This window comes from Paenibacillus sp. Y660, from assembly GCF_057221575.1.
This window is the reverse complement of the sequence record NZ_JBXBBJ010000054.1, coordinates 1-13,077: the sequence shown is the minus strand read 5'-3', so window position 1 is coordinate 13,077 and position 13,077 is coordinate 1. Positions and strand designations below refer to the sequence as shown.

Here is a 13,077-nt window from a genome sequence, read left to right as displayed (position 1 = left end):
CATATCCTTAATTTGTTCCCATTGTTCATCGCTTAGTTCATACCGTCTTTGAATCATGATTGATGCTCCAATCGTTTTTCTCAAATCATATCACAAAATTCTTTAGTTTTCAGACACATCCTAGTTTACCAATAAAATATTTTGTATTTAAGGGCAGGAAACCCCCTTCAAATGCTATACCGGGAAAAACCCGACCTTTGCAATGTCGGGTTTTCTAACATATCGTTTTTATTGAAAACAAATTATATAAAACGAAAGAGAAAGTATCAATGTCTAAACAAACTTCCGACTCGTCTTCTTCCCATCACAGCTAAACACGATCTTTTTATCCTCGACGAACGTCTCCAGATGCACGTTTTTCCCCCAAAGCTGAACGACATGAGGCAGGGTTCGTTCCACGTACTTCAGATCGAGCTCCATACCCTCATACTCGTGGATCAAATAAAGCTCACCCACACGATTAAAATCCCCATCCTTAACCATCAGGCTCGGAAACCCGCCATTGACTTTAGAATAAACAAGCTGGTCGCGAATGTTCTCCCAAGACTTATCGGTAATTTTCCACTCGGGCCCTTTTTTCTCGAAAATGTAGAGATCCAGATCGTTGACCAGTTCCTTAGTCAAGTAGTTGCGGAGGAAGGAGATGTCGGAATCCAGCTCGCGAACCTCGAACATTTTTTCTCTGCCTTTGCCGGGCACGCGTCCGAAGCGAGCTTGCTCTTCTTTTGTCGGATTATCGAACCGGCGCTCGATATCCTCAAATATTTTCAATCCTAAATAATAAGGATTCAAAGTGTGCCGAGACGGCTGGACGACGGAGGAGTTCAGCTTGGCGAATTCAATCGTTTCATCACTGGTCAAATCAAGCTCGCGTATGATTCGCTGATGCCAATAGGAAGCCCAGCCCTCATTCATAATCTTCGTCTCGATTTGCGGCCAGAAGTATAGCATCTCATCGCGCAGCATGGATAGGATATCCCGCTGCCAATCCTGCAGCGTCGGCGAGTATTCCTCAATAAACCACACGACATCCTTCTCGGGACGCGGCGGAAAACGTTTGGCGTCAGCAGCCTGCGATTCAGCAGCGGATGCAGCGGCAGCTGTCCGATCGGGATCAAGATTCCATAGATCGTCATAAGATGACGCTGGGATGTTCCATTCAGAGCGCTCGCTGTCTTTTTGAACCATTTAGATGTAGCGTTTCTTATCTAATTGATAAGGTTTAATGAGCGTAGGATCGACATGCTCTTGAATAGCGAGAATGGCATCAATAAATTTCTCAACGGCATCCGTGCCGTAGTCCATTTCATATTGATGGATGCGCTCGGCAGTAGCAGACATGCTCTCCACCATGTTGCGGTTGGTCACACCGAAGCGGGCATTATTTTTGAAAAAATCGCAATGTGCCAGTACATGGGCGACGATAAGCTTATTTTGGATCAAGGAATTGCCATCAAGTAGGAAAGCATAGCAGGGGTTGGAGTTGATGACGAGCTCATAAATTTTGCTTAGTCCAAAATCATACTGCATCTTCATCTTGTTAAAGGTTTTAGCGACCTACCTACAACAAACCATGCAAGCATAGCCCTCTGCCGTACCCAGCAGAATAAGGGCTCTTTCTCGTTCCTCCTCTTCTTATTGATCTCCTCCCTCCTGTACGATTTATCCCATTATGATCCATGCTGCAGCAGTTGAAACGAAACTTTCTCATTCATTTTTGTACACTTTCCTATGTGGTTTTCAGTAGTCAGGGATGAAGCATGCTACTTTCGAATAAAAACAGATAAAAAATCGCTGAGACTATTGACTGCTATAGGAGAGTGGATTTTATCAAGCTCATTTTTTTATTTTGTCTGTTTTTATAGTTGTTGTTTGCAAACATGTCCGTTTACATTCGGCAAAATATGAGTGTGTTCGTTTTTATTCGTCAAAATCAGCTGAAATTAGCAAGGGCTATAGGATCTGATGAAGTGTAATCGTTTGATCTTTTAATCGTTATAAGTTATAAACGGTTTCATCATCAATGCTTTGATGTGAAAAAGAAATCACCTGCTTAAAATTGGAACGGACACAAGATGGAGTGAGGTTGAGCTGATCTAAAGTATTGACTGGGGGCTTCCACTTTTCAAAGAAAGGTGGAAAATGGGGAGTCTGTATCGGGTTCTGACAGAACAATTAACTTATATGATCAAATTTCACCTTCCTATGATCTGCAATTCAAGGTGTAGATTTCCATTAAAGGTTGAAAGCTAGTCAGTTTTCATTATAAAGCAGCTAATTCAGTAACTAAAATAAAATATGATTAACAGACTTTTGGGTTCCATAACTTAAATTAGAATTATTTTTCGTGTTATTTCTTTACTACCCCCATATATTGTTATCTTATAACGAAATATTTTCTTCGTTAGCATATCTTTGAAAAGGAGGTAGTACCTGAGATTCGTATGACATTTATAATATCAATTAAATTAATCGGAGGGTAATCTTGTATGCGAAGAATTGCAATCAAAAAGGTTATTGTTTTTCTACTTACTATGGTAGTACTGGTGAGTAATAGTTTAAATGTTAGCGCTGATAATACTGATAGAAATGGAGCGACTAATACGGAAATATCCGTTTCAAACTCTGTATATTACTCGGAGCAAGAAAGCTCCTTTGATCAGAATAAGTCATCGTACATTTTAGGTTTAAAAAAAAATCACAATTTAAATGAGTTTGTTGAAAAAAAAGGTTGGAAAAACCGTAAAACCAAAAAGAACGTACATAGTAACACAGTTGTGGTGAATCTTCTGCCCACTGAAGTTGAAAAGTTAAGAAATGATGCAGAAATCACTTTTATAGAGAATGATGCCCAAATAAAAGCTGCATCCGTTGATATGATTGAAAAAGTTGAGGCGGTTGAACCTGGTCAATCTATTCCTTGGGGGTTTAAATCGATAGGAGCAGATCTTGCCCAACAAAAAGATGCTGTTGGTACCAATGTAAAGATCGCGGTTCTTGACACAGGTATTTCAAGTCATCCAGATTTGCAAATCGCAGGAGGTTTCTCGACTTTAGAAAATCACGAAAGCTTCGCTGACGATAATGGTCATGGTACTCATGTTGCGGGAACTATTGCCGCCCTCAGCAATAACATAGGAGTAATCGGTGTAGCCCCAGCTTCGAAAATCTATGCAGTCAAAGTTCTAGACGCAAATGGTTACGGTACTTATTCTCAAGCAGTGGCCGGGATCGAATGGGCAATTCAGAATAAAATCGACATTCTTTCAATGAGCTTTGGTGGTACAAGCCCAAGTGAGGCTTTGCATAACGCCATTAAAGCTGCCAATGATAATGGGATTTTAATCATCGCTGCCGCTGGAAATGGCGGTTTAGGATCAGAAACGGAGCTGTATCCAGCCATTTATCCCGAGGTAATATCGGTAGGTGCCGTAACTCGATCTCACCAAAGAGCTTATTACTCCAGTACGGGAGACAGTCTGGATATTGTCGCGCCGGGATCAAACATCATAAGTACAACACATGACGGTGGATATGGTCTTATGTCTGGAACATCCATGGCGGTTCCGCATGTAACCGCTGCGGCGGCTGTTCTTATGGGACATGGTAAATCCATAGGAACGGAGGAAGTAAAGAAAGATCTTTTTGAATCTGCAAGTCCACTTGGAAGTCCAAATGAATATGGTCATGGATTAGTTAATCTTGCGAAAGCGCTGGGCATCATAGATGGACCGATTGCTCCGATAGACGGACAACCAGTGCCGGAGCCCACTCCTCCAACTGATTCAGACCTTGCTCCCTTAGATGTAAAGAGTGAGGATATATTAGTACTCGGGTTAATGAAAAAGCTTGAGAAGTTAAAGGAAAAGGCAGTTAAACAAGGCGAAGTTAAACTCGCAAAGGAAATTGACGAAACGTATAACCAACTCTTGATAAACAACTCAGAACTGCATCAACTACCTCCTAATCTAAGACAATCAACAAAAGTTGAAACAGAGATGAAGGAGATTGAATCTAGTGTAGCTCAGTACTACTCTACCAATTCATTTGATTTTAACAAAATAAAAAACGAGTATCATAAAAAGATTGGAGAATATAACGCGAAATTTGCGTTACCTTCCTCTTCATCTACAGGCATGACATTGTTATCCGATACATTTGAACCAAACGATACAACCGAGTTTGCTTACGATAGTTATACTGGACAGAACTATTCTTCACTGATTTCTCACAGTCATGACGTTGACTATTTCTCATTCGCTGCTGATCGGACCGGAAGTTTGAGTATTACGTTACAGGTACCCTATAACCGTGATTATGACTTCTATGTCTATGATAAAAACGGTAATATTGTAGCATCTGGGGATTGGTACGGTATTGGGGAAGCTGAAGTTATAAACGTTCCTGTAAAAGCTTACAACACTTATTATATAAAGGTTCTTGGATACATTTTGGACTATGATGATACTCAAGCCTACACCCTTTCACTGTCCACGATTATACTGGATAATCAAACTCTATTTTTAAACCAACCTATTGATGTCAATCTGAGCAGTGGTAGCTTTTCTGTATACAAATTCACCCCGGAGAACTCAGGATCGCATAAATTGTTTACCCAGCCTTTCGGCGGTTATGGAACTTCTAACGACACTGTTTTAGAGTTATACACAGACGCTGGACTTACGAACCGAATTGCTATCAACGATGATGCAAATGGAACAACTTTTTCTGAAATCAATGTAGGTCTAAGTGGAAACGTCACTTATTACGCAAAACTCCGACATTACAGTAGCAGCGGCTCTGTTTATGCCCGTCTAAACGCAACCGTTGATCCATCCCCTATGGAGTTGACACTCAATCAAAAGATTAGTGTAGAATCTCTTTCTGGGAATACGGTTGATCTGAAATTTACTGCTCCAGAAACAGGGTTTTATAAAATATTTACCGATTTCTTCTTTGGGGATATTGGAAACGGTTATAGTGACACAGTATTAAGGACTTTCACTGATGAGAATATGACTCAACTAATGTCTTTTAATGATGATAGCAATGAAAACGTTTTTTCCGAGCAATCTTTTTATACTGGTACATCTAATACGTTATATTTTAGATTGTCTGGGTTTAACGGGGGAGCTACTAGAACTCAAGTACAGACAGTGAAACTAGATCAGTCACTTGTCATTCCTGTCCTTGACTTGAACACTCCAGTTGATATTTCAAAGGGAACTGCCGATAGTGCTTTTTATGATTTTACGCCAGAACAATCGGGATTGCATCGTTTTTTTACGTCACCATATCAAGGGATCGGTTCTGAGAACGATACAGTTATGTATTTGTATGACGAAACCGGCCATCTGATCGCAAGAAATGACGACACAACCGGAGCCTATGGTAATGGCTTCTCAAAAATTGAACAGAATTTAACAGCTGGTGTCAAATATCGCGTTAAAGTCAGACATTATCTCAATTCTGGAAGCTTAAACACACGATTAATGGTAGAAGATGATTTGAACAGTACCCGGGAAACGGCAGAGCCTGCGGCATGGGAGCTCATATACACCAATCAGCTCTCTTCACCCTATGACATCGACTACTACAAGGTTACGCTTGATGAATTAACTCAAGCGCACTTGAACATCAGTGCAAACAAAGTGACTATCGAAGACAGTTTGGGCAACACCTACGGGATTTTCTTACCGGAGAGTACAGAGATGTTCGATCTCCCGGCCGGTACTTATTATGCTCGTGTTGAATACCACCAGGATACACAAATTTTATCCGGGCAAAATGAAATGCGTTCGCTCTCATCCGATTATCAATTGTCTCACAAGCAATCACAAGTGAGCTATGTAGTAAACGGACAAACCATTTCCGCTTCCGATATTTCAGCTCAGAGGTTGCTCATCGACGGTTCTACTGATAGCTACGCATCCGTTAGCTTCTATTATTGGGATCCACATCCGACAACTAAAGTCGAAGTTATTAACCATGAAGGACTGGTTGTTTATGAAAAATTTATTTACAACTTGGAAGGTGGTACCACTTCACCTAAGAAGCACAGTTTTACATGGAACGGAACACTTAACAAAAATACGCACTTAGGGAGAGGATACGACGGCGACTACGACGGAGTGGCGGAGAAAATACTTGCCAAGAATGGTAGGTACACCATCCGAATCGCTCCTACCGACTCTCCGGGTAATAAGTTCCCCACCTATAATGGCCTCACAGTGATAAATGAATCTACTACTTTGAGCCGCCTTATTCCAGCGCCTCCGGTTAAAAATTACAACGGAACGCTAATAACGGCTAGTAATAAAGATAAGAGCGAAGCTTCCAGAAATTACTTTATTAAATATGTATGGGAGAAATACAAGGCTACGCCTCAAGAGACACAATATGTGGCATGGTCGAGAACAATGTATGGGTTAAACGGATTGGAAAAGTTTTGGCATACTACGGAGAATTTTGTTTACAACCCCAATCTATCAACATACGAAAATTTACAAAACCTGCTTGCGCTTGGAGGTATGATACCTGTAATTGGTGAACTCGCAGATGGTACCAGCGCGGTATTGTATCTTATTAATGGCGATGAAGTCAATGGTGCAATTTCAGCTCTTTCGATGATACCATTCTATGGTAACGTAACAAGGGGTAGTGTACTTGGCACAAGAGCTTTCAAAAAACTCTACAATAATCCTTGTAATTGTTTTATAGCTGGCACTAAGGTTATTACTGATAATGGAGAAAAGCCTATTGAACAAATTCAAATCGGTGATATAGTGCTATCCAAGAATCCCGAAACGGATGAAGTCGCTTATAAGCCAGTAGATCAGTTATTTCAAAAGGTTATTGCAGAGTCTTATAACATTTATGTCGGTGGAGAAGTATTAACAACAACAAACCTGCATCCTTTTTGGGTGGTTGATAAAGGATGGATTACTGCAAAAGATCTCGTTGTGGGAGACTTATTTGAAACGGATAAAGGCTCTCATTTAGCAATCGAGCGGATTGAAATAAAACAAGAACAGAAAACTGTATTTAATTTTAGTGTTCAGGATTTTCATACTTATTATGTTTCGACCTTAGGAATTTTGACGCATAATTCAACTTGTATTCCGTCTTCTGTTTATGAAATACAAGTTGCCGGAAGGACAAAATCCACATTAACGGGCTCAAGCCCTTCAGAGATCCTAGGTAAAGAATTAAACAAAGCTGGCTTGTATCCGGATACTACAACAATTCCATCGAGCCAGTGGCAAGCACATCATATCGTACCTTCAACTGCGAAAGCCCCTAAGTACCCCGCAGGCGATGAGGCAAGAGATCTGCTGGATCAATTTGGAATTGATTTAAATTCTGCAGCTAATGGTGTTTGGTTGCCCAAACGAAAAGGTGAACTATCTATCGAAGTTGAGGATTGGGAAGGTACTATGGTTGATTTAGCCACTCATAATGGACCTCATACGAATAATTATTACGTTGTTGTTAGAGATGAACTACGGAAAGTAAAAAATGCTGGAGGAACAACTGCAGATGCTGTAGCGGCGTTGCAGAAAATTAGGAAAGGTTTAATAGAAGATACAATAGTCTTAGGGCGTCAACAATAGAAATAGTACTAAACATCCGCCTCTTATTTAGTATACTAGTAAGAGAAGGATAATTTCTTGTTTATGAGGAGAGTAATATGAAAATTTGGATATTACGTAACCAGGTTGATAGTCATGATGTATTATCGTTAGTTAATTGGGATCAAGACTACCCCCAATATATTAAAAATAATTTTAATGGCTCCGTCATTAATGAATGGGGCGATGTTAAAGTACAATTGTATCAGAGAAAAAAGAGTGACTTCCCTGAATTTAATGTTCCCGTTTTTAGTGAAAATGCAGTGAATGCTTTAATGCATTTGATGAATGGCAATGTGGAGGTTCTTCCGCTAAGTCTTGACGTCGAATCATCAGATAAGTATTTTGCAATCAATGTTACCAATATTGTGGATTGTATTGATGAAGAAAAAGCAGTGGTTGAGAGACTTAGTACAGGTTTAAAGGTAGGCTACGAAAAATATGCATTTAAGCCGGATTGCATTAAACATGAACATATTTTCAAAATACATCTAGAACGTTCAACTAAAGTTTTTGTTTCAGATACATTCCGCGATGAGGTAATAAAACATGGATTTATAGGATTTCAGTTTATTGAAGCTTGGGATTTAAAAGAAAACTTGGACTCCAAGAAATTTCCTCAACAAAATTCGAATCAATTAAAGGATAAAATCAATGAAGAGAATAAAGGAAGTGAGTATGATTTTGCTGAGGCGGAACAAAAGGTCGAGCAAGGTCAGGCTGTAGAAAGCGGTAAATGGAAAATGCAAAAAGATCAAAATGGAAAGTTCGTTTTAGGAATGTTACAGGTAGACGGTTCGTATTCGTGGGTCTTTCCATTGTATTATCCTCCGAGCTTGCTTGATCTGAAATGGTATGTTGCCAACAAGTCAGACGTGTAAAGATGCTTTGCTGTATTTTTCGGATCGGTGTTTTTTCCATGCAACCGCTTTGGAGTGGAAGCTCTGGTCATGACCGAAACTAGAGAACGGCCTATTGAAGATATTCACCTTGGAGAATAGGTATTTTCAAAGGATCCTTTATCCGGCAAGCAAGAATTTAAGCCATTTGAGCAATTGTTCTAAAAAGAGGTTCGAGTATTTGTGAGAAAATTCAGAGGGAGTTTTATAATAAGCAATCAGCAAAGGATTGGATATTCTATCCCAATGTTTCTAGTTAAAAACGAACAAGATTAACAACCTAGGTCCAATATTTTATTATCCTAGAACACTAAGGATTTTAAATTCATACTTTTTGCTTACGAAATGCAAACGCAAAAGTGAAAAAAACAGCTTATACTAAAAGAGTAGGAAAATGAAATCGGGAAGCCGCCAGACATACGCTGGCGGCTTTTACATGTTTATGGAGGTGACAAAAGGTTGCAAATCATGATTTATGGATTAGAAGTAAACGAATTACTACCACCGGCTTATCGGCTCCTCGTATGTTCGGACCAAGATCAAATGGAAAACATGCTTTTACATGCAACGGTTTCTTTGATTGTGATTCCTGAGCATCATGCGCAAGGGCTCATCGAGCGTATGAGCATTTATGCACCGGATATCCCGATTGCGATTGTAGTCGAGGAGCAATCTCATCAGCATGCGCGTCACTGGACTTCACAAGGCATCGCATGGGTGTGGCCAAAGACCAATTGGGAGAGGCATTTAACACTAACGCTGGAGGCTCCGGAGAAGAAACACCAGGATGAAGAGCCGGTTGATTCCACCGTTTATACACAAGCCTATGAGCAGCCTACCATCTCTATTGCTGTCGCAGGGGCTTTTGATGGGGCAGGGAGCACGCATATGTCCATTGCACTAGCAAACTACCTCTCTAAACAAGGAAGCGGTAGAGTGGCGCTGTGGGAGGCTGGTCGGAAGCCATGCTTTGAGTTCTTATCTTTTAACCAAACGGGTGTCACGAATACAAAGCCACGCTTTGAAATGGATAAGGTAACATGCTTTAAGGGAACAGCGGATATGGAATGGATGGAGGCGTATGCCGAACCGTTCAAATATTTAGTCATCGACCTGGGGAATGTAAATACAAGCGAGCATGCGCATCATTTCTTTCGTGCAACGATACCCATCTTGGTCGGATCGGGCAGCAGCTGGCGGCAGTGGGAGCTTGCACAGTTTTGCCGAAAGCATATTCATAAGCCGCAAGATAAATGGCGCATAGTACTCCCTATGGCGACTCATGATGCAAGCGAAGAAATGGCTGAGGCACTTGCAGGTAGGCAGGTGATGGCCATGCCTACCTGCGATCCCTTTCATCAATCTGAAGAGGCCGAACTGGTAATGGACAAATTGCTTCAAATTTCGAATCGGAAGCCTGTAGGCTTTCTTGGACGATTATTGAATCGTTAGGGGGAGAGGAAGTGAGCTATTATTTACGCTATCAACCCATCTTTGACGTGCAGCAAGGGCGCAATATCATCGGTTATGAGTCATTTGTTTGTGGATCTATGGGTGAGCCGCCATCGGTATTATTTCGTCGATATGCCCATCATTTAGCAGCCTTTGATACCCAGCTCATGAACAGAGCTATGAATGAAGCATTGCCGCTGCTTAAACCGAACCAACAATTATTTTTAAACGTACATCCCAAAACATTACTAGCAGGTATTCAGATACCGGAACGACATCATCATCAAATTGTCTTAGAGATCATGGAGACCACCATTTACAGCACTCGCATTAAACAGCAGCTTAACCAGCTGGCCAGGAAGGGCTTATCGTTTGCTTATGATGATTTTGGTGTAAAGCAAGCGAACCTAAATCGGCTGCTCTCGACGTCTTTTCGCCCAACATGGCTGAAGTTAGATAAATCATTTATTGCTGCGTATGCAGCGCCTCAAGTGCCTTTAATCATTCGATTTATTGTGGAACTATGCGAGTTAATGGAGATCAAACTCATCGTCGAGGGTGTAGAGTCGGAAGCGCAGCTGCAACTCTTACAAAATAGCGGCGTTCGTTACGTGCAAGGTTATCATCTAGGCAGGCAGCTAACCCAAGTAGAGGGGGTGTCAACTCGTTTACAGCTATCACAAACATTAAATCATTAAACGATTCTCGTAGTTATAGGAGTCGTTTTTTTTATGCTCATCGATCACCGAGAGGAGGTGAAAACAATGAATAAAGCAGGACATGTTGCGCTTGGTGTAGCTGCTGGATCGGTACTGCTTACCGCCTTGCCTTTGGCGCAACTGCATATCGCTGCGCCGGTTGTTTATATCCTAGCTGTAGCTATTGGCAGCTTGGCACCTGATATCGACCATAAGACGAGCACGGCCAGTAACTTGATTCAACTCTCCACGCAAAACAGGAGACTCGCAAGCTCGCTTGGTATGCTGCTCATGCTCATAGGAGCAGCCTGCTGGGGACTTCCACAAATCGGATTCGACCTAGATCCGTTATGGATAAAAAGTGCGCCATTGTTGGTCGGCGCTGGAGTACTTTGCATGCTGCTTTCCAAATTACGCAGCTTGGTATTCCTGGGTGCTGGTGCCTTATTACTTGTAGCGTATGCCATCTATGATTGGCACTGGTTTACGGCACTAGCTGGGGCTGCGCTTTTTATCCTTCCCATGGTCAAGCATCGAGGCATCATTCACACGCCTGAATTTGCACTGGCCATAACGGTAGGAGCACTCTCTTTCTCCCAACAAAGCGAGTTATGGCTCGTACATGCTGCAAGTATAGGGCTGGTCGTTGGCTGGTGGGCTCATCTCATAGGCGATTTATTTGGCCGTGAGGGAATCCATTCACTCCTTATCAAAAGAATCCATCTTGCCCTCCGGCTATTTGATAATGGCGGTGCTGGTGAACGATTCTTTTCAAAGCTATGTTGGGGCATTAGTCTTGTCTGCTGGTTTATTCTCTTGCTGCCAACCAATTGGAAAGTAGATACCCTATTATTTTCTCTCCTATAAAACTCCTACAAAAACAGACCTTAAATGATCTGCTTTTGAAGCAAAAACAATTAAGTCCTACAAATATCCTATAAACGAAAGGTGTTTTAAAAATGAAAATAAAAAAATGGCTAGTTTGGTTGCCCATGATGATTATGTTATGGATGTTGCCCGTTGTGGCTTTTGCAGCAGATGAGCAGAATCCGATTACAAAAATCAAACAGTACTTTAAGTTTGATTGGAAGATTCTAGATGGACTAGGCTTCTTGTTTTACCTCATCATGATTCCGATCTCATTTATGATTATTTTCTTATTGGTTTACAGTCTCTATGACATTATCAAATTCGCCATAAATGTGAAGCGTGCGAAGGAGAGTCTCAATAATAAAAAATTCTGGATTGAATGTGGCGTTGTATTTCTCCTTATCTTTTTCTTCTTTAGTGGTCTTCTTCTTGATTTTCTGGAGAGCGTGTACACGTGGACAAGCAAGCAAGATATCGATGCCGGTGTATAATGGTTAGTTTTAGTTTTCTAGCCTCATCATCGACAGATTCCTACGTAGGCAAAATGAAAAAAATGTACACCATTGACGTCAGTCAGTTGGGGATGATGGATTGGGTATTGGTAATCGCAGGAGCACTAGCCACGGTGATTTGTACGTACGCCTTTGTCTATTGGTTGTATAAGATTATCGCCTTTCTATGGCTGGTGAAGCTAGGCAAAGCAAATGTAGCAGATACAACGTTTTGGAAGCGCATGGGCGTGGCGATTATTATTATTATGCTTTTCATGACGTCAGGTATTTTCACTATCGTAGAAGGTTTGTTTAATGTCCTTCGAAAGACGGGGTGGACGATGTGATACAAGGGATGCCCTATTCTTATTTGGCAGCTGCGGAGGAAGAGGATAGTGGAAAGTGGTTTATTCCCGATTGGGTGAACGACCTGGGCGATCAATTGCGAGATATAACAACGACTTTCAAAGATTTAATGACAGGTAAACTCATTAAAGATGCCATCGAGGGATTAGTCGTTCTTGGGCAGATGAATTTGTAACACCCCTCTATGGTGCATTCGCAAAGAGTTATTTGTTTTCGCCACAAGTCGCAGAAATGAAGTTTGTCTTCACTGGTTGGTCGATCTTTTCACTTTTTAGCTTAATTGCTCTGATGATTGGCATTGGCGTACTGGCGGTTCAGGTTATAAAGGGTAAAAAAGAAATGGGGAAGCTGCTCAAAGTGTTTGCGAGCTGCTTCCTCGCCACGGCCATCAGCTTAACGGTCATGAATATCATCAATGTGGGCCTAAACTGGATCACACAATTGACGCTTGCTGGCATTATCGGGGAAGCAGATATAACCTATCAGAACTTAACCGGCGAAGAGATTTTAAAGTCGCTGGTGATCGGTATTGATAGTGTAACTGATCCGTAAGCGTCAAATCCAGCCCACCTTCAACGTCCAAACCATTCATGAGAAAATGAAGGCAACCCAATGAAGGAGGTTGCCACATGACCACGAGAGAACAACGTCGTCAAGCATGGATTGAACG

At 41.4% G+C, this 13,077-nt stretch carries 9 protein-coding genes and 1 pseudogene; 9 read left to right on the top strand and 1 reads right to left on the bottom strand.

What is annotated here, in order from left to right; all coding sequences use genetic code 11:
• Positions 1-273 precede the first annotated feature (273 nt).
• Positions 274-1,551, bottom strand: a pseudogene (locus tag AC2TDN_RS26065) (SpoVR family protein); the annotation flags it as partial.
• 938 nt (positions 1,552-2,489) lie between these two features.
• Between AC2TDN_RS26065 and AC2TDN_RS26060 the strand changes: the two are divergent.
• The 9 genes from AC2TDN_RS26060 (at position 2,490) to AC2TDN_RS26020 (ending at position 12,959) form a co-directional block, all read left to right on the top strand.
• Entirely contained in the window at positions 2,490-7,613 is a 5,124-nt protein-coding gene (locus AC2TDN_RS26060; protein WP_484690679.1) for a S8 family serine peptidase, read from the top strand.
• 77 nt (positions 7,614-7,690) lie between these two features.
• Positions 7,691-8,512, top strand: coding sequence for an imm11 family protein (locus AC2TDN_RS26055; RefSeq protein ID WP_484690678.1), 822 nt, complete (start codon positions 7,691-7,693; stop codon positions 8,510-8,512).
• 477 nt (positions 8,513-8,989) lie between these two features.
• Positions 8,990-9,982: a hypothetical protein gene (locus AC2TDN_RS26050; protein WP_484690677.1), complete on the top strand. Its 993-nt coding sequence runs from the start codon at positions 8,990-8,992 to the stop codon at positions 9,980-9,982.
• A gap of 11 nt (positions 9,983-9,993) precedes the next feature.
• Positions 9,994-10,680: an EAL domain-containing protein gene (locus tag AC2TDN_RS26045; protein ID WP_482069731.1), complete on the top strand. Its 687-nt coding sequence runs from the start codon at positions 9,994-9,996 to the stop codon at positions 10,678-10,680.
• A 66-nt stretch (positions 10,681-10,746) separates the two neighbouring features.
• Positions 10,747-11,547 (top strand): metal-dependent hydrolase, encoded by an 801-nt coding sequence (locus tag AC2TDN_RS26040; RefSeq protein ID WP_482069730.1) that lies wholly within the window; start codon positions 10,747-10,749, stop codon positions 11,545-11,547.
• A 155-nt stretch (positions 11,548-11,702) separates the two neighbouring features.
• A complete protein-coding gene (locus AC2TDN_RS26035; RefSeq protein WP_484690676.1) occupies positions 11,703-12,041 on the top strand; it encodes a hypothetical protein in 339 nt (112 codons plus the stop codon).
• A gap of 53 nt (positions 12,042-12,094) precedes the next feature.
• Entirely contained in the window at positions 12,095-12,388 is a 294-nt protein-coding gene (locus AC2TDN_RS26030; RefSeq protein WP_482069728.1) for a hypothetical protein, read from the top strand.
• A complete protein-coding gene (locus AC2TDN_RS26025) occupies positions 12,385-12,582 on the top strand; it encodes a hypothetical protein (protein ID WP_484690675.1) in 198 nt (65 codons plus the stop codon). Before AC2TDN_RS26030 ends, AC2TDN_RS26025 begins: the two co-directional genes overlap by 4 nt.
• 56 nt (positions 12,583-12,638) lie before the next feature.
• Positions 12,639-12,959 (top strand): hypothetical protein, encoded by a 321-nt coding sequence (locus tag AC2TDN_RS26020; RefSeq protein ID WP_484690674.1) that lies wholly within the window; start codon positions 12,639-12,641, stop codon positions 12,957-12,959.
• Positions 12,960-13,077: the final 118 nt, after the last annotated feature.